At 40.3% G+C, this 22942-nt stretch carries 21 protein-coding genes and 2 pseudogenes; 2 read left to right on the top strand and 21 right to left on the bottom strand.

The annotated features are described in order from the left end of the window. Positions 1-18 precede the first annotated feature (18 nt). The 4 genes from AOX59_RS15060 to AOX59_RS15050 all read right to left on the bottom strand — a co-directional run bounded on the left by AOX59_RS15060 (position 19) and on the right by AOX59_RS15050 (position 5770). Complete coding sequence (locus AOX59_RS15060) at positions 19-3165, bottom strand: DEAD/DEAH box helicase (protein ID WP_237049281.1); 3147 nt, start codon at positions 3163-3165, stop codon at positions 19-21. A gap of 376 nt (positions 3166-3541) precedes the next feature. Then, a complete protein-coding gene (locus AOX59_RS19330) occupies positions 3542-3655 on the bottom strand; it encodes a YvrJ family protein (RefSeq protein ID WP_156418789.1) in 114 nt (37 codons plus the stop codon). Positions 3656-4799: 1144 nt separating this feature from the next. Further along, positions 4800-5225: a YugN family protein gene (locus AOX59_RS15055; protein ID WP_068446724.1), complete on the bottom strand. Its 426-nt coding sequence runs from the start codon at positions 5223-5225 to the stop codon at positions 4800-4802. 122 nt (positions 5226-5347) lie between these two features. Continuing rightward, positions 5348-5770 carry a pyridoxamine 5'-phosphate oxidase family protein gene (locus AOX59_RS15050; RefSeq protein ID WP_068446723.1) on the bottom strand — a complete coding sequence of 141 codons (423 nt, stop codon included), beginning with the start codon at positions 5768-5770 and terminating at the stop codon, positions 5348-5350. A 198-nt stretch (positions 5771-5968) separates the two neighbouring features. On the opposite strand from AOX59_RS15050, the gene AOX59_RS15045 reads away from it, so the two are divergent. Beyond that, the gene (locus AOX59_RS15045) at positions 5969-6904 is read left to right on the top strand and encodes an AEC family transporter (RefSeq protein ID WP_068446722.1); all 936 of its coding nucleotides are present in this window, start codon (positions 5969-5971) and stop codon (positions 6902-6904) included. 116 nt (positions 6905-7020) lie between these two features. Here AOX59_RS15045 and AOX59_RS15040 read toward each other — a convergent pair whose 3' ends face one another. From AOX59_RS15040 to AOX59_RS15025, 4 genes are all read right to left on the bottom strand, one after another. Further along, the gene (locus AOX59_RS15040; RefSeq protein ID WP_068446721.1) at positions 7021-7713 is read right to left on the bottom strand and encodes an ABC transporter ATP-binding protein; all 693 of its coding nucleotides are present in this window, start codon (positions 7711-7713) and stop codon (positions 7021-7023) included. Positions 7714-7716: 3 nt separating this feature from the next. After that, positions 7717-8271: a TetR/AcrR family transcriptional regulator gene (locus AOX59_RS15035; RefSeq protein WP_082684226.1), complete on the bottom strand. Its 555-nt coding sequence runs from the start codon at positions 8269-8271 to the stop codon at positions 7717-7719. A 159-nt stretch (positions 8272-8430) separates the two neighbouring features. Further along, positions 8431-8724, bottom strand: coding sequence for a DUF378 domain-containing protein (locus tag AOX59_RS15030; RefSeq protein WP_068446720.1), 294 nt, complete (start codon positions 8722-8724; stop codon positions 8431-8433). A gap of 225 nt (positions 8725-8949) precedes the next feature. Beyond that, positions 8950-9369 (bottom strand): TIGR02328 family protein, encoded by a 420-nt coding sequence (locus AOX59_RS15025; RefSeq protein WP_068446719.1) that lies wholly within the window; start codon positions 9367-9369, stop codon positions 8950-8952. A gap of 175 nt (positions 9370-9544) precedes the next feature. Between AOX59_RS15025 and AOX59_RS20760 the strand changes: the two are divergent. Continuing rightward, a pseudogene (locus AOX59_RS20760) lies at positions 9545-10164 on the top strand (NAD(P)-dependent oxidoreductase). 313 nt (positions 10165-10477) lie between these two features. On the opposite strand, the gene AOX59_RS20755 reads toward AOX59_RS20760, so the two are convergent. From AOX59_RS20755 to AOX59_RS14965, 13 genes and pseudogenes are all read right to left on the bottom strand, one after another. After that, the gene (locus AOX59_RS20755) at positions 10478-10864 is read right to left on the bottom strand and encodes a restriction endonuclease (RefSeq protein ID WP_237049439.1); all 387 of its coding nucleotides are present in this window, start codon (positions 10862-10864) and stop codon (positions 10478-10480) included. Positions 10865-10984: 120 nt separating this feature from the next. Further along, positions 10985-12631: pseudogene (locus AOX59_RS15015) on the bottom strand (IS1182 family transposase); the annotation flags it as partial. Between the two features lie 203 nt (positions 12632-12834). Further along, on the bottom strand, positions 12835-13107 hold the full coding sequence (locus AOX59_RS20790) for a hypothetical protein (RefSeq protein WP_237049280.1): 273 nt from the start codon (positions 13105-13107) through the stop codon (positions 12835-12837). After that, the gene (mobP2, locus tag AOX59_RS15010) at positions 13095-14078 is read right to left on the bottom strand and encodes a MobP2 family relaxase (protein ID WP_237049279.1); all 984 of its coding nucleotides are present in this window, start codon (positions 14076-14078) and stop codon (positions 13095-13097) included. Before mobP2 ends, AOX59_RS20790 begins: the two co-directional genes overlap by 13 nt. Positions 14079-14081: 3 nt before the next feature. After that, the gene (locus tag AOX59_RS15005; RefSeq protein ID WP_156418724.1) at positions 14082-14534 is read right to left on the bottom strand and encodes a hypothetical protein; all 453 of its coding nucleotides are present in this window, start codon (positions 14532-14534) and stop codon (positions 14082-14084) included. Position 14535: 1 nt separating this feature from the next. Beyond that, on the bottom strand, positions 14536-14871 hold the full coding sequence (locus AOX59_RS15000; RefSeq protein WP_237049278.1) for a hypothetical protein: 336 nt from the start codon (positions 14869-14871) through the stop codon (positions 14536-14538). Between the two features lie 289 nt (positions 14872-15160). Next, a complete protein-coding gene (locus AOX59_RS14995; protein WP_068446716.1) occupies positions 15161-16270 on the bottom strand; it encodes a hypothetical protein in 1110 nt (369 codons plus the stop codon). Between the two features lie 23 nt (positions 16271-16293). Further along, positions 16294-17421: a M23 family metallopeptidase gene (locus tag AOX59_RS14990; protein ID WP_068446715.1), complete on the bottom strand. Its 1128-nt coding sequence runs from the start codon at positions 17419-17421 to the stop codon at positions 16294-16296. Then, the gene (locus AOX59_RS14985) at positions 17418-18083 is read right to left on the bottom strand and encodes a hypothetical protein (RefSeq protein WP_068446714.1); all 666 of its coding nucleotides are present in this window, start codon (positions 18081-18083) and stop codon (positions 17418-17420) included. Before AOX59_RS14985 ends, AOX59_RS14990 begins: the two co-directional genes overlap by 4 nt. Then, entirely contained in the window at positions 17995-20010 is a 2016-nt protein-coding gene (locus AOX59_RS14980) for a VirB4 family type IV secretion system protein (protein ID WP_237049277.1), read from the bottom strand. The genes AOX59_RS14985 and AOX59_RS14980 overlap by 89 nt, the downstream gene beginning before the upstream one ends. 14 nt (positions 20011-20024) lie before the next feature. Further along, positions 20025-20663: a hypothetical protein gene (locus tag AOX59_RS14975; RefSeq protein WP_068446713.1), complete on the bottom strand. Its 639-nt coding sequence runs from the start codon at positions 20661-20663 to the stop codon at positions 20025-20027. Between the two features lie 29 nt (positions 20664-20692). Continuing rightward, positions 20693-21001, bottom strand: coding sequence for a DUF5592 family protein (locus AOX59_RS14970; RefSeq protein WP_068446712.1), 309 nt, complete (start codon positions 20999-21001; stop codon positions 20693-20695). After that, positions 20973-22916, bottom strand: coding sequence for a pLS20_p028 family conjugation system transmembrane protein (locus AOX59_RS14965; RefSeq protein WP_068446711.1), 1944 nt, complete (start codon positions 22914-22916; stop codon positions 20973-20975). The genes AOX59_RS14970 and AOX59_RS14965 overlap by 29 nt, the downstream gene beginning before the upstream one ends. Positions 22917-22942 lie beyond the last annotated feature (26 nt).

Raw genomic sequence — 22942 nt, 5'->3', positions numbered from 1 at the left:
GTAAACTATCGGGTGTTATCAAAGACTTAATAATTCACGGACATCTTCTTCGCTGAGACTGGACAGCATCGACTCTCCCGGCTGAATCACTTCATCGATCAGCTCACGCTTTTTCTGCTGCAGTTCATAAATTTTCTCTTCAATCGTTCCTTCAGTGATAAGCCTGATTACCTGAACGACATTTTTCTGGCCAAACCGGTGTGCACGTCCTGTCGCTTGATCCTCAACTGCCGGGTTCCACCATAAATCATACAGGATAACCGTGTCAGCCCCGGTCAGATTCAGCCCGGTTCCACCGGCTTTCAAGGAAACAAGAAAGACACTTTTCTCACCTTCGTTAAACCGTTCACTCATTTTGACCCGTTCTTCTGAGCCAGTCTTCCCATGCAAATAGAAATAGTCGATCCCCAGCTCTTCAAGTTGGCCGATTATAATCTCATGCATGCTCGTAAATTGAGAGAAAATCAGCATGCGTTTGCCATTTGCCGCCGCATTTTCCACCGTCTCCATCAGCTGATTTAATTTGCCTGACTCACCCTGATAATTTTCGACAAACACAGAAGGATGGCAGCAAATTTGACGAAGGCGTGTGAGACCGGCCAATATTTTCATGCGGTTCTGCTGAAAGCCGCTCTCTTTCATCGATTGGGCGGCTTCCTGCTGCAGCTCGCGCCAGTAGCCGACATATAAGTCTTTCTGGTCCTTTGTCAGCTCTGAAACGTGAACGGATTCGATCTTTTCAGGGAGCTCTTTCAGAACATCCTGTTTGACACGGCGTAAAATAAACGGTCTCGTCATTGATGCTATTTTATCGTTTTCCAATTGTTTAAATTTGCGCTGGCTCGGCATCAGCCCGGGCAAAATCACTTGAAAAATCGCCCACAGTTCGTTGATGGAATTCTCGATTGGAGTACCGCTCAGGGCAAAGCGTCTTCCCGCCTTAAGCTGACGAATCGCACGCGATGTTTTGGTTGCATAATTTTTAATGTATTGCGCTTCATCAAGAATCAGTGTCTGAAACGACATTTCCTGATAATGTTCAATATCCTGGCGCAATGTCGCGTATGATGTAATCCAGACATCCATATCCCTTTTTTCGTCAATCATTTCAGCCCGCTCAGCAGGTGTCCCCGTCATGATTGTCACCTGCAAATCCGGTGCGAATTTCTCGAATTCATTTTTCCAGTTATATAATACCGATGAAGGCGCGACAATTAAATGTGGTGAGTCGCCCGGCTCAGAAAGAATGTAGGCAATGCTTTGCAATGTCTTGCCAAGCCCCATATCATCCGCCAGAATACCGCCGAGATGATAATGGCTCAGTGATTTAAACCATTGATAGCCTGTCAGCTGATAATTGCGCAGGTCTGCATTTAAGTTGTCAGGCAATGGGTAGACCTGCTCTTCCGGTGATTGCAATTGGCTTAAGAGCTCTCGGAATGCCGGGTCATACTGCTTTGGCATATCGATCAATTCATCCACCTGAGTGCCCCGGTAAACCGGCATTTGCACATTCCCGTCCTGCAAATCTCCCTGATTAACATCCAAATCGTCAAAGAGTTGCTTCATCGAGTCAAACGCTTCACCTTCCAATGAGAGAAACGCTCCATCTTTCAAACGATAATACCGTTTCTTTTCCATCACTGCACCCAGCACCTGGTTAATCTCTTCATCGTTTATACCGTCAATATTAAAACCGATATCCAGCAAATTGGACGATGATTCAAGCTGAACGCTTGTGCTCGGTGAAGGCTGCTGTTCAATGAAAAATTTACGGATTTCATCTGTCATGTACAATTCCAGATATTTATCAAGCACCGGCATGACTTTGAATAGAAAATCGTACAGCGATTCCTCATCGGTTTCAATATACAACTCCCTGCCATTATAATGAAAGTTCGCATGTTCGATCAGATTCATGATTTGCTGTTCTTTTTTCACATCACGGATAATTATGGCATCATCAACCTGCTCGCGCCCATTAAAGGGATCAATCTCATGACTGCCATAATGATAACTCAGCTTCCCGGCGATCTGGCTGTCCTGTAACTCCAGATAAAGCTTGGCTTTGAGCGGCAGCTGAATAATTTCATTGGAAACACTCTCTGAAATGTGCACATCACCGATTTTTTTCAACGAAGGAACAACCTGGGAAATGAAATCGTCCTTTTTTTCATTTGAAACCGGCAATTGTTTGTTGTTGGAGGCAGCCATTGTAATTTGTTCAATAATCGGGAGCTGTTCTTTTTCGGGAAAATAGAAACTGCCTTCTGCAAACAATAAACCATAATGTTTGAAATAAGTGATGGAATTGATATCCCCCATTTTTAATGACAGCTCTCCGGAATCTGTTTCAGCCAGATCAAAATAAAACGGCAGCTCACCTTCTGTAACCATTATATCTTTAAATTCCCCGTCGGCTGTTTTGACAGTGAAATCACGTTCTGAAAGTTTCCGGAGCAAGTCCTTTGCTGTTAAAGGCGGAATGATAACTGACCGGTCGGGAGTGTCCGAGAACCTGTGAATTGCCCTGTCAAAGTAAACTTTTTCATTGTTTAAAATAGCATACAAAGTCTCTAGAATTTCCCAGTCCTGCGACTCAATGTAATGGATTTCCGGGTTATATGTGAATGTTTTCGTGAAATAGTGCTCATTGCCGGCAAATAGATCTTCAAGAAAATCTTTTACATTTTTAACAACAAGCGGCCGGGTTTCACCGACTTTCAGTTCAAGCAGCAAATTTTTCTCATATTCCCACCTGCAGTAATAATCGATTTGAAGTGGGATTTTTTGTAATGTAATTTCAGACGCAGGCTCGTATTCAGTTAATGAAGCAATCGAGTTCATCAGCCAGTCGGTTGTACTGTAATCTCTTGACATTTTAACGGGATTATCAATCCTGCTGTTGCTGATTTCGATCATGACAGCTGCAATATGCTTGCAGGGGCCAAACGTGTCGAATGCCGGACAATTGCATGAAACATCCATCGAGCCCTTCTCTTCATCTGCCATATTGATTTCGACAAAATAGTCGTCTGTGCCTTTTACAACAGCTGACCAAATATTAAAATTCCGGTCATAAATCAGGTTGCTGACGAGATCACGATTATAGTATTTCAAACCGCGTTTATATACGACGTCTGAAAACATTTTTTGTATATTCATATCTTGAATTTTTTTCAAAATGCAATCCTACTTTCTTCCATCTCTTTGTCCCGCATCTAATGGTCAGTAATCCGCCGAAGAACGGCGGCTAACTTCCCCTAAATGCCCGATTCTGTTCAACTATTATTGTACAACGAGAGAGGTAATTTTTAAACTGTTGGCCATTAGTAGGATGGGAGTTTTGAATGGAATTTAAACGGTTGTCATGCTGATTGTATACGTCCCCGAGTTTTTTTCGGGCTGTTTTAGCAACTTGCTGAAAGGGGCAGCTCACCTATTATGCAACAAAAAATTGTTAAAAACTATTATATTCCAGCTGTTCAACCCTGAATAACACAGAAAAACTCCGGCATATGCCGAAGTTTTCTTTAGAGTTTTACTTCATCTTACCCGGAAGTGCATGGATGGATTCGATCAAGTCGTTCAGTTTCCCTTCAATCCGGTGCAGCAAATAAAATGTCACCATGATTGGGAAGCCTGATTGTATAATAGACCATAAAAAATGGTGAGATGAATTGCAAAGTAAGCGTCAAATAATCCCCACCTGTTGCACAGATGGGGATTATTTGACGCTTATACCCGACTTACCTAGTCGAATTCTTGTCTTTCCAATCAGGAAAAAGAACTTTTGATAGTGCAATACGTTTTGAGAACTGTTAGTCATTGTAAAATAAGGGGATGAAACCATTTTTGTATATTACCTGTATATTACATATACTTATCCACAATTTTTTGAAGATAGTTAATGATAACATTAAACATACGTTTTTTACTTTCATCGGGATATGATTTAAGTTAGATAAACTCATGCTCCGGCAGGATTCGAACCTGTGACACATGGTTTAGGAGGCCTTGATGATGAGGCAATCTAAACTATTCTATAATATTTCAGAATGCCTATACATCACATATGCATCGCAGTTTTAAATGAATAATATCTCTTTTTGTTTTTATTGCATGTTAGTAATGAGATATATTCGTTACCATTCTTGTGACCAATCACACAAATACGAAAATACAGGAAAAAGTATCTTACGTCTGGGTTATTTTGTTTGTCATTTATATCTTGCAAATATTAATCGTACCTAAAATAATCAATATTAACTTTTCTATGTTATTTGCAACCCCCATGAAAATGCACTTTTAGGTAACAAATACTAAAATAGCGCATATACGACAATGTGTAATCCGTTGAATTTTCGTGGACAATGTTGACAAATCGTGGACATAAAACAAAACCTCTACCATGTTAATCGACTAGAGGTTTTATTTCACCATCTCATGACTTCTGTATTCCATTAAAGTACCGATTATATTAAGCTCTGCCAAGTAAAATGGAAAAACGAATCCTCTGTAACGGATTACATCATACCGCCCGTACTTGAAAGGTTTACTTTGAATTTCACAAGTACCTTATTTCGACAATTTGCGTTATTTAAGAAGCCTGGTAAATAAAAGCTGACTTTCGTCCAATTTCAGGTTTCAATTGATTTTTGTGAGATTTATGTGAGGTTTAAAAACCTCACATAAGTTTTCCTACCTTTTTGTTACCAATCATTATTGTAATAAATGTTGAGGAAGACATAGCTTACAGATCCGTATTCCTCAGACGCAATTCCTGAACTAAAGTGCCATCACGATACTTTCAAAACGTCAATCGAATTGATAACTCTATCTATTTCCTTTTCACCGGCTTCTTCCCAGCGGCTTTTATCAGTTATATTCCCATCCTTGTCAAGAGGCTTTTGGAACTGATTGAAGCCTGTTGTTGTCAGTAATGAATTCTCATCCCAGTCCAGTCCAGTGTTTACGACATGCTTAATTACATATGGCGTCCGGAATTCCAAATAAGCATTAGCACTGTCAAGTTCCCCTTTAATGACGTCAAATGGAATTCTGATATAGATCGTCTCGCCACCTTCCCGGCACAGGACCATATCGAATTTCCCACGGTCATATTCCCATTGTCCGCAGAGTGTGTAACCATTGGACCGAAACATTCTGTACACATCACCAAAATAGGCTTTTTTCCCTTCAATTTCCGTTTCCAGTTTTAACATGTACCTTCACTCCTCCATTAAGATATCATGATTAGGTTTAACCAAATGGTGGCGTGAGATACCTCGAAATCTATACAAGAAACCCCGTTTGAATACCAATCCAAATATTTGGCCGATCCTTGCTAAAACTCTACCGTTTTTGGTTCAGCGCCCTTTTTGTTCATAATTCTTATAGTAACGGGTGTAATCTCCAGCACAATATAATTTGAATCATCCGGTCCATTAAACCAATACTCCATGTATGAGTTCCATAATTCATGTTTCAAATCTACGCTGCTGTTTATAGAAACTTTCCCTTCATATTCCACATATTCGTCACCGAATCCTTCCCCTTCATAGCCTAATAAAATATGAGTTTGTGTGTTAGCTTTTATTTCTTCTGATTTATGCGTTTCTAGGCTTGTTGCTGTATAAAGATTTAAACCTTTTCGGATAAAGGTTATATATCTTGAATGTGGTTTATTCTGTTTAACAGTCGCCATCGTACCAACAGCGTTGTCATCTATAATTTTTTCAACAGTCGATTTCATTTCTTGCTGGCTCAATTGATGCACTCCTTCCATTCAATCGTGAGTTTTTATAAAAATTAGGCACCGTGATGATTAAGTATTCATCCGTATTATTAACCTGTAAGAGAAATTAATACAAAAAGATTATGGTGGTTAGCTCCCAAAACGAAGAATCTATCCTTCGCATAAACCAATGAAGGTATTTGCTCATATATTACAGCAGGAGTGATCATTATGGATTCAGCATGGGCGTTTCTACAAGAGATGATTCATCTTTATGTAATTGCGTTGATCGGATTTATGGTAAGGAAAAAAGGCGTTTTAAATCAAAACACTGATCATGTCCTGACACAGCTCATTTTATATGTCACTCTCCCTGCCCTCATTTTATTTTCATTGGATATTTCCTTTTCATTTTCCTTAATTAAAGAATTCCTTTTGCTTTTGTGTATGTCTGCTTACATCCTGTTGCTATCCATTTTCCTTGCTGGATGGTTGCGGAGGCGCTCAAAACTTTCAGATAGGCAGAAAAGTGTTTATGAAGGACTTATTATCTTTGGCAATCAGGGGTATATTGGTTTCGCAGTCATTTTTGCTGTTTTTGGAGAGCAGGGTATTGTATATTTAACCATGTTCAATGTGATTTATTTCATTTTCATATGGACATATGGTATTTACTTATTCACAAAAGACAAATCTCAGATAGACTGGAGGAAATTATTTTTAAACCCTGGTGTTTTTTCTACATTGATTGGGATGTTGGTTTTGTTTCTCCCCACCAGCTGGCCGGGTTTATTGACAGATACCTTTGAAAGTGTCGGAAAAATGACTGTTCCGCTTTCAATGATTTTAATCGGGAGTTTAATCGCAAATATGAGCTACAAAGAATTTGCCTTTCTGTTGAAAAACGTTTATATATGGAAAGCAATAATGTTCAAGCTGTTCATCATTCCGCTGCTGCTGATTCCTTTTGCAGCTTTTTCAGTACCATTCTCTTTACTCATGATAGCCATTCTTACAGCAGGAATGCCTTCAGCTCCAACAATGTCAATCTACGCACAAAAATTTGGAGCTGACACACACTTTGCCTCTTTAGGTGTAATGCTTTCCAGTTTATTAGGTCTCTTCACAATCCCATTGTTATATGTGGTTGTACAACTGATTCACTAAACAAGGCGATAATTTAAAATAACGTATCGCTACAAACAAAACCGATCGCGTATCCTATAAGGTAAGGGCGAGGGTTTTATTAATTCTATTATCTTGGCAACTATAAGTGTAATCAATTATGAAAGGTTCACTGCACCTTGCTGTTGCAAGCGAATTTCACCGTCAATGATGGCATACACCTTATCACAATAGTCAAGCAGCCGTGTATCATGTGTCACCACAATCGTTGTTTTATTTCTCTTTTTGGTTAAATCTTGAAGCATCTTCATGACTTCAAATGCCCGATCAGTATCCAATGATGCAGTCGGTTCATCTGCCAAGAGGAAACTGGGATCGCTGTATAATCCTTTCGCAATGGCTACACGTTGCTGCTCGCCGCCGGAAAGCTCAGAAGGATACTTATCTCTCAATTGCCCGATCCCCAGTGACTGATATAAATCCTGTAATTCGTCTCCGGAAAGATTATTTGTTTTCACTTTATCCAGTAGTTCCATTTGCTCATCCACTGTCAGAAATGGAACCAGATTGGATGCCTGAAGAATAAAACCAATCTCATGCAAACGAATGTTGGATCGTTTCTTTTCCTTCATCTGTGTTATATTATTACCGTTTATCGTCACTTCCCCATGACTGGGCGTTTGAAGACCTCCGGCAGTCGTCAGGAATGTACTCTTCCCGGATCCTGATGGCCCAACTACAACAATCAATTCTCCACTTTCTGCACTGAAATTGGTCTTTTTTAGAGCCTCCACCATTGTATGTCCTGATCCAAACACTTTCCGGACGTCTTGCATTTTAAGTGTTGGCATGATTTAACCCCCTATCGCTTTTAATGGATCTATTTTGACTATCGTCTTGACTGAAATTAACGCGCCTAACACAGACACAGCAATTAATACCAGCCCATACAGCAACATTATATCCCTCAATAACCCGTCATTTTTCATCTCTTCAAACATTTCAATAAACGGATCCAAATATGTTTGTTTCCATAATAAATAAATGTGATGACGATTTTCCGCTTTGAATTCAACGAAAATATCATGAATCATCATCATAATACTTGTAGGGTGCTCTTTTGATAACACCTCCAACATAGCTTCTAAGCGCTTAGGAATCGTTTCTTCAGATATCGCTTCTATTTTCGACTGTATGTTCTCGACAAAAGCTTCCAGCATCGCAATATACAGTGATTGTTTATCCGGATAATGATAATAAAGAGCAGGTTGGGTTATTTTGCATTTTGCAGCAATCTCCCTGGTCGTCACTGCTCGGTAGCCTTTTTCCATGAATAGCTGTTGAGCAATTTTTAAAATCCGATCTCTTGTCAATTCTAATTCCTCTTTTTTCGTTCGTGGTTTTCTCATACATTGTCCCCCTTGCACAAACCTGTATTGTACATTTTACATAACTTTTTCTGGATTGGCATCTTTAACAACAACTTAAAAATGGTATTTACCTGTTAAAAAATGAGACTGTTGCTAAAGTGCAACAGTCTCATCTCACTTATGTCTGGTATTTAAAATTTATTCCTTATCACGAAACGGCTCATTTTCTTCACTGAATTCCGTAGCGTATTTGAAATTATCAGATCTCGTTGCCCCATTATTAACATGATCTTCTTCGTGTATTGGGTCAAATAATAATGGCAAGCAGCATAATGCACCGATTCCAACAAGTGTATACACGACTCTCGACAACGCTGCGTCCTGTCCACCAAAAAGTGTTGCCACTAAATCCCATTGAAACAATCCAATTAATCCCCAATTAAGTGCACCGATTATGACTAACACCAAGGCAATACGTTGAATGGTTCTCATTGTTATACCCCCTAACTTCAGATAGGTTTCTCTATACCATACAAAAGCTGCCAATAACGTAAAACTGCATTCAATGAGGCACGTTCAATCTTATTATTTCAGCAAATGTTTGTTTTATACAATTTTTGTAGATCGTTTCGCATGTTTTCTTATCTTAACACTTCATAAAAAAAGATGAAGTTGCGATAAACAACATCCTCTTCACTCAGGTACGGATCAATATTATCAGGGATTGTGCGTTTCGTGTATGATATCCTGCAATGACAGCTGAATTCCTTTATCGCGTAAATTTTCAATACATTTTTTTAAATAATCCTGATTATGTTCCGGGTATATTGCTTTTCCCAATTTATGTACAAAAGTGGTGTCTCCATAAAAACTTTGATAATCGTGCCGGGGGCATCGTTTACCTCGATAAAACGGATCTTCCCACAATGGATCCACCCTATAACTCCTTGTTCTCATTTCATGCATCACCTTTTCATGATACAGAAAGAGCCTTTCCGGGCTATAACGAAACACATACTGGACAGTGGCGTGATTCTTGCCCCAGCCCTTGCCTCGCAACGCACAACACTCACGGTGCTGACCGAGTAATCGCTGACGTGGTAACATCGGAATCAATGATTCATGCCATAATCTCATCCTTTGAGACCTCCATTATTGTTTACCTTCTTTGAACACAGTAAACACACTGTTTAATGTGACCACATTCAATTAGATATGCTATGATTGTATATATTGCTTGATTCATTTACAAACAAAGTGACCATTATACTTACGAACCATTTATAGATAAAGCTTGTGAAAAGAGCCTGTCATGAACATTCTTGTACTGGGCGCTACCGGCAGAGTGGGTCAGATGATCATACAAAGAGCATTGGCCGACCAGCATCATGTGACCGCGCTTGTCCGAACACTCGAAATATTACAACAACAATCCCCTCAACTAACTGTGTATCAAGAAGACGCTTTAAATCAAAACGATATCACACACGCGATGTCGAACACAGATACTGTAATGAGTGCATTAAGTACAGATCAAAACAATATACTGTCGAAAAGCATGCCGTTTATCATTCATGCTATGAAAATAACGGTATTTCAAAAATCATCACGATAGGTACGCCGAGCATATTAAACAGTCGTATGCAAGATAACTTGTATCGCTTTGAAATAAATGAATCAAAGCGAAAAAAGACTGCAGCTGCGAAAGACCACCTTGCTGCCTATCAATATTTAAAACAGTCCGGTACAGCGTGGACGGTAACTTGCCCAACTTATATGCCGGATGGGGAAGCAGAAGGAAATTACCGCATCGAAAAAAACGTACTCCCTGAAAATGGAAAACACATTTCAACAGGAGACACGGCAGACTTTGACTATTCACAATTGAATAATACAGACTTTATGCAAACGCGTGTGGGCATTGCTTATTAGCAGAATAATCTTAATTTATTTAATCTCACAGTTTTAACACGGCTTTGAACAGTTCTCTACCGTTCGTTCTTCAGGTTGCCCGAAAACAATTTTACGAATCCACACAAATGTAACTAAGCGCCACCGCTTCCATGATTAACTATAAGCATCCAGTGAAACGAGTTCGACCAAATGACCAAACCCCCAGGTGATATATGTTTTGCCTTGAAAGAATCGATCATCGTTCACCTCCATATATCCATTTTTTTACTGACATGTTGAAACGCTTCTGCATAGTGCTTCGCTTGACTTGGTTTCTCAGCCAAAACTACTGTCAACTTAATTCGCTCCTTTTCCGTGTGAATTGTTTCGGCTGCTTCGTTAGATTAATCTTTACGATAAACTTTTCTAATTCATACCGATTTAATAATGTAACGCCGCATGCTTTGGCTAATGTTTTAGCCTGCTTCGTGAAAAAAGAATTTGTAATCACCCACGCTTCATCTGCATGATAAAAAAACATGGCTGCCAATACTTCACGTACGGCATCCATGCTAACATTGTGTTTGTAACCATAACGCTTTGCTTGTATCACAATTTTATTTCTACCTTTAAGCACCACATCTGCTCCGTAGTCACCTGATTTTTGTGTCACAACTGGGCGATACCCCAGTTCCTTAAACAATACTTGCAGGTACGCTTCAAACTGATAACCTTTCATACGGTCAATATCTTTTATGCCTGATTTTTTTATCAGGTTAAACCGTTTTTTCTTCTTAACGTATTTAATCATCGTTGGTAAAACAAACGAGGCTGGGACATAACTAGCCAAAAATGACTTAAAAAAGGTTCCAATCATCAGTTTTTGATGGTTGGAACCTTTTTGATTTAAATGGTTGTTATTATCTAAGGTAGGATTTGTCTTTTTGGCGGTGTACTTTCTCAAGTTCACCGCCATGAATGCAAATCCTAATTCATTTTTCACTTTCTCCTGCCCCCTGACTGAGAAACGCGGGAAACGCAAATTAGCCTTCAGAAATCCGAAGACTGGCTCCACATCGATTTTACGTCGCCCGTAAACTTCGCCAGTTTCTTCTTCCGAAAGCTGTTGTCTTGTGTAGGCTTTTTGGCTTTCCCACTTCGCGTTATAATAAATTTTCCGGTTATTCCCTTCCTTCGCTTTGGTGCATTGGGAACGCAGTGGGCACCCTGAACAGTCCTCACACTCGTAAACTCTGAAGGTCCGTGTATAGCCGTACCGGTCTGTTCGTTGGGATAGGTAACGGAATGTTACTTTTTGGTCATTCGGGCAGATAAAATAATCGTTTTCCGTGTTATATTCCCAATTGGCGGAATGGAAAGGGTTATTTCTGTATTTCTTTTTCTTTTCTTTCCGGTATTGGTTGTATGTAATCAGGGGCGTGCGTTCCCGGTTCTCGAGGACGTCTTCGTAATTTTGTTCACTGCCATAACCTGCGTCAGCCACAATATACTTAGGCAGCTCAAAGTAACCTTCCTCAATATGATCCAGGAAAGGAACGAAAGTACGTGTGTCCGTCGGGTTTGGGAATACATCGTAAGCGAGCGCGTATTGACCCTCTGTCGCAAGCTGCACATTATAACCTGCTTTCAGCTGGCCGTTCCTCATATGGTCATCTTTCATGCGCATAAACGTGGCATCATGGTCTGTCTTGGAGTAACTGTTGCGTTCCCCGAAAATTTTCATGTCCTGCTTATATTTCTGTTTGCGCACGACAAAGTCCCTGAACCGTTTGCGGTATTGTTTCGGTGCTTTACGTTCGGAACGAAGCTGTTTTCGTTCGCTTCCTTTTTCACGTGCCTCAATCTCTTTGTCATACGCTTCGACTTTCTCATCCAGTTTCTCAGCTATTTGCCTGAGTTCATCGGTGGATAATTCGTCCTCGCTTTCCCGTTCAATCTCCGGGATAATTTCGTTTTCCAGCAATTCATCATACATTTGATTGGACTTCTCCACCAATTTGGCGCTGTGTTTCTCTATCGCTTTCCGCCAAACAAATGTGTATTTATTGGCATTCGCTTCAATCTTGGTCCCATCGATGAAAATCGCTTCTTCATCAATCTGTTTTTCCTGTACAAGCTGGCAGCGGAATTGGACGAAGCATTGACGCAATAACTCTTTAACCTCTGGATGCACACGAAATCGATTGATGGTGCGATACGTTGGTTCATATCCCTGAGCCAGCCACATCATACGGACACTGTCATGTAGTAATCCTTCGATCTTTCTGCCGGAGAAAACAGATTGCGTGTAAGCACATAAAATAATCTTCATCATCATGCGCGGATGATAAGCTGGGTAGCCTGTTTCGCGCCGGAAACCTGTGAAGGCATCATCCGGGATAGTTTCCACGACGTCATTGACGGCATAGGCAATATCATTTTCCTCTATTTTTATTTCTAAATCTAAAGGCAAAACCACTTGGTTCATGTTATAATGTTTAAACATAAGGATCCCTCCGATGGTTATTGTGTGGTTACTTTAATTTTATCAGAGGCGATCCTTTTTGTTTACTAAAAATTAACGATAATATAAAAAAAGCGTGGTACATTACCTAATCGATAAGTACCACGCTTTTTCAATTTTACTGGGTTTTGTCCCAGCCTCGAAATAGAATAATAGATTGTTCACACATACCACCACCTTTTTGTTTATTCATAGCCATCCATTAGTCGATCAAATTCCTGCAGGTTTCGGTCTTTTTGATAATCATGAAATGTTCGACGCATGGCTTTACTTAATTTCATTAGGGAAGCATTAAACCCATAAACGGTCTGGTTTGGATTAGTAAATGACTGTTGTTGATTGAATGAATGCCATCCATTTAATCGTTTTGTCTGAAACGATAAATCGTTTTGCGTTTTCGCATAGTCACGCATCTCAGACAGCACCGCATTCCCCATGCGTTTCTTCAAGTCATCCAATTTCGTTTGTTTATACGATTCATAATCACTCCCTCACCGTACATCTCTTTCATCACGTTCACTTCATCATCCAATTGTTGGTGCAACTGTTCCATGTCATCCGCATGAAATTGCTGCAGATAAATCGTCGTGATGTCATCAATATATGGTCTTGCATCATTAATCGAATGATAACCATATTGCCATTGTTTTTTATCCGATGGAAGGTGCTTCATGGCTTCCTGAAATAATTCGTTTGTTTTACGATAAGTGGACAAGGAAACACCATTTTCTTTTTTATGATGAACGGTACCACGGACAAGGTCATCAATTTTATTACGTTCGTGTGTTCTATCCAATATCATGTTGGCCACTTTGGATTTCATTTTATCCAGTGTCTTGGGTTTACGTTTGGCACGGTATTCTTCCCGCCAAGTTTGATCTTCCTTATCGAAAACGTCCATTTTTTCACGTGTTGGACAGGTTTCAGTTGAAGCAATATGAACATGAATGTTGTCAGTATTATAGTGTAAAGATGCTGTCCATACAGCCGAGTTTTCCATGCCTTCTGACTTCAACACGGTAGCCATTGTTTCACGAACAACCTTGCGCATGTTTCCTTCATCAACGGTATGTGTTGTCGGATGATAAAGACCTTGTTTGGCCAGCCATTCATTATCAAAACTAATGACATCCTGCCACATAGGTGATTCATTTTGCTGTGCTTTTTGGAATTGTTGCTTCAATGTTTTCTTGTCATTCGGACTCAACTGATCGTTATCTTTCGTGAATAGGTCACCTTGTTTTGCTTCATCATCCATATAATCCATGAAGTTATGAAAAACAAAAAAATCATCCGTTTCTTTGGATGATTGGTTCACATGAATATGACGTTTGGCGTCTTCCCGATCAATATAATTGATATAATCGTTAAATGTATTGGACCCAGGTGTGACAAATTTACTTCGTAACACAACCGCAGGACTACTCATGCATTATGCCTCGCTTCCCTGTTGCTTTTGTTCCTTTCGCTTTTCATAGTCCAGTTTCTTTTGACGATGTTTATGGATACGTTTTTGAATTAAGTCTTCTGCTTGTTGCATCCCATTTGTCTTATATTTTTCAGTGGTAATCAAATCTTTGAATTCATTGATTAAGTAATAATGGTTCATAAACTCCAGAAGAATTTTTGTATCACGGTCAACCACATTGCCTGTGACTTGAATACGGTGTAATTTATCTTGCATGGTCGCCAACTTTTCATCCATTAAATCCGAAATCATGTCTTTAAACACAACATACTTTTCATCACGGTCTGCATAAAAGTGATCAATGGCTTCCGTAATGGCATCGGCTTGTGATACATGCTTTTCATCTGCAATGGTCTGTATCTTTTCGATAGTGCCCGGTGCCAGTCGAACATGTAAACGTTGTTTCGTTGCACGCAATTTAATTCATCTCCTTCATATTGATATTGAACATGTTTTCCAAATAGTCATCTGTTTCTCCAGGATCAATGTCCAATACAGTGGCTAACAACAAATGCATTTTCATAGATTGTTTTTCTAATTGGTCGAGTCGGTTGTACGTAATCTCTAATGCATCACCGACTCTGCTTAAAGTTGAATCCAATTCTTTTTCAGCACGTTTAACGCCGTTAAACTGTGCTAAATCTTCTATATGATGTTTTAATAATTCATTCCGTGTCATACGATTATTTTTTGCCTTCTCGTCGATTATTTTCATAGCACTTGCATCAATCCGTCGCAAAAGTATATCCATCATGAATCATCCTTTCCGATATTTCACTACTTTTTATTCAATGTGATTATTCATTTTTGGTTACAACATCATTGAGTGTTTGTGAAAGATTAAATACACCTCCTTTCAAGGCATCAATGAATTAGGAAACTTTCTGCACTCAGGGCAGAGAGTGTTGAACAGGATAAGGGGAAAATGCTATCACATTCGTGATAGACTAGGCAGAGCCTAGTTTTCCAAGATATCTAATTTTTTGCCTTTGGCGTACACGTGGCGTCCTTGCTGGCGTACAGTTGGCGTACACTTTCATCACTTATTTTTCATCCTTTTTAGCTTTATCTTTCTTCTTTTTGTCGGGTTTTTTTTCATCATTGGATGACTTCTTGCTATCTTTTGAGTTCTTTTCATCCGAGTTTTTGGAGCCATTATTGCTCTTATCTTGATTGTTTTTCGGCGCAGCTTGTTGATCTTTTTTCGTACTTTTTGTATCCGACTTGTCATTATCTTGTTGCTGTTTGTCATCCTTATTTTGTGTTAAAGTATTCAGTTTTTCTTCACGATTTTGATATTTATCCCGGAGATCCTTCACCCTTTTCTTCAGTTTTTCGATTTCACCTTTCGCATCTTCGATGGCTTTATCCTTTTGTTCAATCTCTCGTTCTGTGTCAGTTTGTTCCTCATTTGTTTCAAACGCCATGTTTTGTTTCAGTGATTCTTTTTCCTTTTTTAGTGTCGTAATCAGCTCTTCCTGAAACGGTATATCTTCCTCAATAATGGAGGTGATTTCTTGCTTTGTTCGTTCCATATCAGCTATAATATTTTCTTTTTTGTATCCCTTGTCCGTCTTCGTTACCAATGATTGATTGGTGTCAATCTTTCGATAGTCCCCAACGATAATGACTTCTTCCGGCTCAGGCAATTCCGATTCTTTGATGTCTTGATCGGTCACCGTTGTTTCACCACCTTTGTTTTCCAGCTGTTTTTTGTACGCTTGTTTCAAGATGTTTTGATCACGATGTTCCGTCACGAATAACCCGATTACTTGAAAGGATTCAGGGACATCTTCAATTTGAACGACCATGTTATTGTCTGATTGATACACCAATTCTGCATTGTATTTTTGACTCTCATTTTGTTCTTTCGCATAAAACGAAAATGTTGGCTCGACAGCGTCTGTTCCGGTATGATGACGTTCCAATGTCACCTCCATCAATTCATTTTTCGGGTTATATTCCCAGTCACGGAGCGTTAATGTGGTTTGACTAAGCCCGCCAATTGATTCATTAAATGCTGTTTGGGCAATCACACTGTCATCATACATCCACGTTTTAGACGTCAAAAAAACGCCAAACGCAAGCCCGGCGACAAGTAATAGACTGATATATAGTTTGTTTTCACGTCCACGATTCAATTTATTTTTCAACTGGTCATCACGTCCTTCCTTGGTTACTGTTTACCGGTTAAAAACGGTTTAACGTATGGCATCGGATCAACCTTTTCACCATTTATGATCACTTCAAAATGTAAATGGGCGCCGGTTGATGCACCCGTTGAACCAACTTTTCCAATGACATCACCAGCTTCAACTTTTGTTCCCACCGGCTTTCCTTTTTCCATCATGTGCGCATATCTTGTCCGCAGACCGTCTTCATGTTTAACTTCCACATACCAGCCATAACCTGTACCCATGTTGCTGCTGCTTGATTGAAATGTCGTGCCATTTGCTTGACTGATAACAATCTCACCATCCGAAAATGCTGTGATCGGCGCTCCCCGAATGCCACCCGATGCGACATCTATACCGGCATGAAATGACGAACAGCCACCACAACTCCGATTACCAAAGCCAGATGTAATGCTTTTTGTATGTGATGATATCCATGATTTATCACCAACGAGTTCCATGTCCGGTTGGTCAGATGGTTCACAATTCATCGTTAAACCACCCAACTTTTGAGCAATCTCTTTCGTTGTTGGGACCCAATGTTCATTCAAATTGTTGGGATCATTTGCAGCACCAACCGGTGCATAGACACTTCCTAATTGTTCAATCGTCACCATGCCATCGACTTTGATGCGGTTATATAATGTTTGGGACATGGACTCCAATCCTTCTTTCAACGTTGGAAAAGAAAAAAGGCCACTACCATCCGGATTCATTAAGCCTCCCGGATTGTTTTTTTGTTGAACCGCATTTGATGTTCCCCAGGCGGTTTCATGCATGGCAATGGAGGCAAACAATACAGGATCAATACCCCGCTTTTCAGACAGGTTAATGATCTCATCACCGTAACCTTTTAAGCCCCCGGAACGTTCTTTGTTTTGAAAAATATCCTCCCACTTTTCCTGATTAATCTCACCTGTTGCTGAACAAACATAACCGGCAGATGGATTATTTTGATTGGATTGTTGTTCGTCAACGCTGCCGCCTAACGCGCCAATAATTGCAAACATGATGGTCATTAGGATTAAACCAATCAATATGGGAATGATATTCGCTGCAGCAAGACCAATCATCCATCCAATCGCTTTTTTCTTACCAATGGCTTTTATGGCACCCCAAATATGTTTCATGTATCTTTCTTTCCTTCCATGCCTTCATCAGGCGTTACCATATTGTTAACCAGCCATTGATTGTTTTGGTTCACAACAGTCAGATAAAAAAGCTGCGTTCGTTGATTGGCTACACGTTCATTTGATGTTACATGCCATGTGGCAAATGCACCGAAAGTCATGTTGTTTTGTTGTAACTTATCAGAAGCAAACAGCTCAATGGATTCAATATTGCGTTCAACATTTGCTTCCTTCACTGCTGGAATAGCTTGTTTGATTTCCTTCAAAAATGAAGACGTCACAACCCCTTCCCATTTATCCCAGTCGGCGATTTGAGCTAAATAAAGAGCAAGCCCTTGTTTAGCCTGCTCTTTTGCCTTGGTAACTGCTTGGTCACCAAAGTTATTTTGATATGTGGTTTCATGTTGATCTTCAGTCGTTTGCTGGGTGGCATTTTGTGTTCCACCTTCAGCATTTGAATCAGTTTTAGTGCCTAATGCTTCATCAATTTTGTCTTCCTGAAGCTCTGGTGGTTGCTCGGTTTCCTGCTGTGATTCATCGAATAAATCTTCTGGTTTTTGCTGATCTTCATCATCAGTTGACCATTTCCAAGCGTACATGGCTATGATTAACAAAGCGACAATAATAAGGAATATAAACTTGTAAAGAACCCGTTTTTCCATTACAAGCCCCCTCAAACAAATGCAATTCTCCATCCGATGCTTCAATAGATAACATTAAATTGCCAACACCACTGATACTTAATAAACATTCCCCTTGTTGTAACTGCGGCACATGTTCCAACTCACTATCTGTCAGCTGTCCTTCAAAAACAGTCCGTAACGTATCCAATGAATTGGCATCCTGCTGCATCACAAATTTATATTGGGTGAGTTCAAATAATGTCCGTATTTTGGTGACCGTGTCCGTGTCTGAATGATCCGGCACAAAGTCACGGATGGATTGACTGGCCAGAATGAGTCCCCCGAAATATTTCCGTGCTTCCCGTGCAAAATCCGTTAAGAACTTAACCGCCAGCATATTTTCCGAATTGACCAGTCGATGGGCTTCATCAATCATGACCAGAAAACGTGTCGCTTCATCAGCATCAAACGCTTCATCGTCATACATTTTTTGTTTTTGCAACGATCCAATCTGTATCAAGTTATCCCAAATTAAGTTCAATGCGTTAAACATCTGAGCATTGAACACACTTTTTTCGAGGCCGGTTAAATTACGAATCGAAAAGAAAATCACTTGTTCATTCGTAATGTCAGGAATCGTTGTATGACCATTAAACAAATACGAAAAACTGTTCACCAGATTATCAATGACCAATTCAATTTTTTCGAGTCGCTTAATCCTTGTGGAGGACAGCTCTGAACGAATGATGCGCTTCTCAGCATTATCATAGAGTTGATCACGAATGAACATTAAAAAGTCACTGAATATGGGATATTCCTCATTAGCCAATGACGTAATACCTGTTGTATGAATTTTATCCGTGAACCCGAGTGAATCATAAAAAAGACGCAGCATCTTTTTAAATTCCTCTATTTCTTCAGAGGACGGATTACCAGCTAGAAACATATAAAAGGTTGCCACCTTTGATATGTGCTGCATAAAACTGATTTCCTCATTCCTTTCCAAATTGCTATTTTCTTCTGTACGAAAGATTTGCAAAGGGTTGATGACGCCATCACTGCCATCAAGACTAATCGTGTGTCCATTCACGGACTGAACAAGTGTCTTAAATTCACCGGTTACATCAAAACCGCGAATAAAATTGTCGCGTGCTTCATTATCCATCAATAATTTCTTTAGCGTGGTTGACTTACCGGCACCCATTTTTCCGACAACCACCGCATTAAAAAAGCGTCGCATTTTATCCTTATGAAAGAGATCAAACAGTACATTGCCTCCGGTAAACGATGTCCCTAAGTAACTGCCGGTTCGATCGTTCAGTTCCGAGAAGTGATAAGGCAAGCCTGATGCGAGTGTCACGGCCGGCATTCCTTTTCCTTCCCGTTTGTTTGGAAATGCCAGCTGCTGTTCATAGGGAAGGAATAAAGACTGCCATTCCCAGTAAGTTTCATTCAAAAAGATTTGGCCTTTAAACCCGAATGATTGTAACTTGGACATGGTCCGTTCCACTTTCTTTTCCAATTCCCATACAGTTGGTGATGCCACAAACAAGCGAATATGAAGTAACTTAATGACCTCTCCCATTTCACTAATCTGGCGATACAGATCTTCCATCTCCTGATAACCACGTTGCGCATCCATCCGTTCCGATTCATGCTTGGAGCTTCTGAACCGCACATCCTGTTCCACCATGCTTTTATTAATCGCACTCACCGTTTCATCCTGATTCATTGTTGCGACGTCTGTTACAACAGTCACATCATACATGGCCATGATTTTGTCCAACCACAACACATCAACGCTGGACGGGTATTCAAAAACATGAATGCACGCTTCATAGCCATCTCCTTTTTTGATGGTTTTGTCTTTAAAACGAATACCGCCTTGTGGTTGAATCGCCGTTAAAAAATCCTTATCCAGTTGAGGTGGTTTCGGTTTGCCTGACTGTTTCATCTGCATTGCCATCGCAATCATCCTTTCTATAATTTCGTATTTTGATTGTTTAATAGAAACAGAATCTGTTCTTTTTTGCCCCGTGAGAGTTCTGTCAATGGGAAAGCCTGCTGCATCCCTTGTATCGCATCGTTTTTCCGATCAGTCAGCTCCTGCTTGTCATCGGCATAAACAAAAATAAAAAACTCACGGTTTGAACGTTCACGTTCTAAAAAATCAAACTCAAGTAATTTTTGGTCGATATATTCCAATCGAATCGGGCTGGTTGTCTGTTTGCGCTTTTTCAGCCAATACGTGCGCTGGGCTTCCGTATTCGCTGGAAAGTTTAAAATGATCTCTTTATAGGACCTGAAATAACTCCGTAAAAACCGGGTTCGGTTCATCAATAAAACATTCAAATCAGTATCGTTCAAAGCATGAATGTTTTTCGTTTGAATCTGGAGAATATCCATTACGCCATTCTTCAAAAGAATATGGTCATTATGAATTTGCACAAACGGTAGTATCTCCGGCGTTTGTCTCAACATTTTTACTTTATTCTTCCCTGACGTTGTCTTGTGATCTTGTTTCATTTTAAAAATCCTCTTGATTTTAGTTGCCCATTGCCTTCGTTTCGTCTGTTTATTATTAGATTCACCGTAAGTCACCTTGTCTTCTTGGTTCATGTTGACTGTCAACCTCCTTCCGTTACCCGCTATTGACGCAATTGACGATTTTCCTGCTTGTGTTTATCCATCGCATGGTAAACAGCCTTTTTATGGCGAAAAAATAGAATGAGTGATTCATAATGTCTTTTTTTCGGATTGTGGCCGGATGGTATAAACAGGTAAATCATGAAGCCTATCACGGCCACAAAATACGGAATCATAAAAACACTATGAACCAAATCCCGCAAGATTGTTAAAACTAAAAGAGAGCTAATCAATAGAATGACTAGCTCCCGCATTTCCAATCCTAAAATTTTCGGTTTGGCCTTAATCTCTTTCGGAATCTCGTATGTCATGGTCTCTCAGCCCCTTTTGCATGTCTTTTGGCTTTTGCACGTCCTTTTTATTCAATCCTTGTTTGATACTTCCACGAACATGATTCATTTTCTGTCCTGCATCGTAACCAGTGTTATGTGCCCGTGTCAGGAAGTGGCCGGCTCGCTGCACCGTACGATTCCCACCAAACAAGGTATGCTTCGGTTTTGGATGAATATGGCCTTCTGAAGCTCCCGCACTTGACTGATTCGTCATCTTTGGTGATGTCGGAATATTAACATGGCCAGCTGGTTCTTGCGACTGTCCACCATGAATAGATGATGGTGTGACACCACCTGAATGATCGGAACTAATACTGGCCGATTGACCTTGTCTTTGCATCGAATTGACAGATGTCGGTCGAGCTTCCTGTGCCGGTTGTCCTTTCCCAACAGTACTTCCCCCGTTGTTTTCATAACGTGAAGCATCTCCGTTGGGCATGTTCATTGAAAACCTGCCTTCTTGACGTGGCGATTCAGCTTGTCGACGGGAAGGCATTGGTTTCACATGGCTGTTATTTTTCAACGCCCTTGTCATGCCAGCACCACCAGCAACCGCACCACCGCCAATCTTTCCACCTGCTTTAAGGGTTTTACCACCAGCTTCGGCTGCCATTTTGCCACCTGCGCCAACCATACGACTAGCAGCATAGCCGCCCATCATGGCCTGCCAGCCAGAACGCAATCCGGCATCAATACCCAACAGTCGTTGCACGATATCAGGCGCATCAATTAACGCCCAGGCACCAGCAATCATCAATAGGATTGTGCCAATAATACCGATATGTTGTTCCATGTCATTCGCCCACTGCGCATAAATGATAAACATCCGTAATAGCACCAACATCACAAATATGACAGCGAATGTACTGGCAATCTCCACAAGCACTTTTTTCAAACGTTGGCCGCCCGTTAAGTCTGTCGCTGCCGTAAACATGGCAAATAATTGGTGAAACGCCAAATCAAACATCGCACGCCCGATTTTAATGGTTGTTATGACTAATGCAAAGGCCGTCACGGCCAATGTGGCTATTGTGATGCCCCAGTTCACGTGATATCTGTAGTAGCTTTGTTGGCCCAGATTAGTAGCTGGTACTGTGTTTGAGTTTAAGTCTACTATCCTTGTTCCACCATCACCTGTTGAAACAAGGCGTTGTGTTAAGAATCCATATCCATGGCCACCATTGTCTTGTTTTTCTTTCAATTCACTCACCCACGGTTTTGTTGTCCAACTAAACCAGCCTTCATCTTTTTGAACATCCAGTTTTTCATTCACTTCGATTGAAGAAGGTTTTTCTAATTGATTTCCGAACGTATAATCCGTTGTCCCGACATCTTTATTTTCGGGATGAGGTGGATGTGGAAGTAAATTTTCATTGCCTGCAACTGTCTCTTCATTGCTTCCACTTGCATAATTAAAACCACTGTCAACGTAATACATGACATCAGCAATATTCCTTTTAAGGACGTTATCCGATAGCGTTCCGGGTTCATCTAATGCCGAAACACCTTCGTTCAACAAATCATCCATCATATTCATGAGATTTGGCAGGATCACAATAACGCTTACTGCGATCAAAACATTCATCAGTACTTCTTTCCGTTTTTCAATTTTATTCAACATAAACTGAAATCCTACAACGGTAAGTGTAACAACAAACATGCCAAATACATACGGCTGAATCGTTTCGATAAAGCGAGTCATGGCCGGATTATCATACACGCCGCCAAGTGTGACAACATCCGTTGCCACACCTTCGATCCAGTTATTAATCCACACTAATGCCTGAATAATTCCCCACCCAATGTTACGGATGAGGTCATCATACAGCCACCCACCGCTGATATCTAAAATGGCAGCTAAATCTTCATAAAGCTTTTTTAATTCATCCTGCATTAATGTTTCTACCTCCCCTCTTAGAC

Origin of the sequence: Lentibacillus amyloliquefaciens, assembly GCF_001307805.1 — a bacterium.
In the GTDB taxonomy this organism is placed as follows: Bacteria; Bacillota; Bacilli; order Bacillales; family Amphibacillaceae; genus Lentibacillus; species Lentibacillus amyloliquefaciens.
The sequence above is the reverse complement of the archived record's forward strand: the minus strand, read 5'-3'. Positions and strand labels throughout refer to the sequence as shown.

Excerpts from the sequence above, each read along its gene's own strand:
- AOX59_RS15040 (WP_068446721.1), bottom strand. The coding sequence starts at position 7,713 with ATGCCAACACTTAAAATGCAAGACGTCCGGAAAGTGTTTGGATCAGGA.
- AOX59_RS14975 (WP_068446713.1), bottom strand. The coding sequence starts at position 20,663 with ATGAACCAAGAAGACAAGGTGACTTACGGTGAATCTAATAATAAACAG.
- AOX59_RS15030 (WP_068446720.1), bottom strand. The coding sequence starts at position 8,724 with ATGAGAACCATTCAACGTATTGCCTTGGTGTTAGTCATAATCGGTGCA.
- mobP2 (WP_237049279.1), bottom strand. The coding sequence starts at position 14,078 with ATGAGTAGTCCTGCGGTTGTGTTACGAAGTAAATTTGTCACACCTGGG.
- AOX59_RS14970 (WP_068446712.1), bottom strand. The coding sequence starts at position 21,001 with ATGACATACGAGATTCCGAAAGAGATTAAGGCCAAACCGAAAATTTTA.
- AOX59_RS15060 (WP_237049281.1), bottom strand. The coding sequence starts at position 3,165 with ATGAATATACAAAAAATGTTTTCAGACGTCGTATATAAACGCGGTTTG.
- AOX59_RS15055 (WP_068446724.1), bottom strand. The coding sequence starts at position 5,225 with ATGTTAAAACTGGAAACGGAAATTGAAGGGAAAAAAGCCTATTTTGGT.
- AOX59_RS14980 (WP_237049277.1), bottom strand. The coding sequence starts at position 20,010 with ATGGCAATGCAGATGAAACAGTCAGGCAAACCGAAACCACCTCAACTG.
- AOX59_RS15045 (WP_068446722.1), top strand. The coding sequence starts at position 5,969 with ATGGATTCAGCATGGGCGTTTCTACAAGAGATGATTCATCTTTATGTA.
- AOX59_RS15025 (WP_068446719.1), bottom strand. The coding sequence starts at position 9,369 with ATGAGATTATGGCATGAATCATTGATTCCGATGTTACCACGTCAGCGA.
- AOX59_RS15000 (WP_237049278.1), bottom strand. The coding sequence starts at position 14,871 with ATGATGGATATACTTTTGCGACGGATTGATGCAAGTGCTATGAAAATA.
- AOX59_RS15035 (WP_082684226.1), bottom strand. The coding sequence starts at position 8,271 with ATGAGAAAACCACGAACGAAAAAAGAGGAATTAGAATTGACAAGAGAT.
- AOX59_RS14990 (WP_068446715.1), bottom strand. The coding sequence starts at position 17,421 with ATGAAACATATTTGGGGTGCCATAAAAGCCATTGGTAAGAAAAAAGCG.
- AOX59_RS14965 (WP_068446711.1), bottom strand. The coding sequence starts at position 22,916 with ATGCAGGATGAATTAAAAAAGCTTTATGAAGATTTAGCTGCCATTTTA.
- AOX59_RS14985 (WP_068446714.1), bottom strand. The coding sequence starts at position 18,083 with ATGGAAAAACGGGTTCTTTACAAGTTTATATTCCTTATTATTGTCGCT.
- AOX59_RS20755 (WP_237049439.1), bottom strand. The coding sequence starts at position 10,864 with ATGAAAGGTTATCAGTTTGAAGCGTACCTGCAAGTATTGTTTAAGGAA.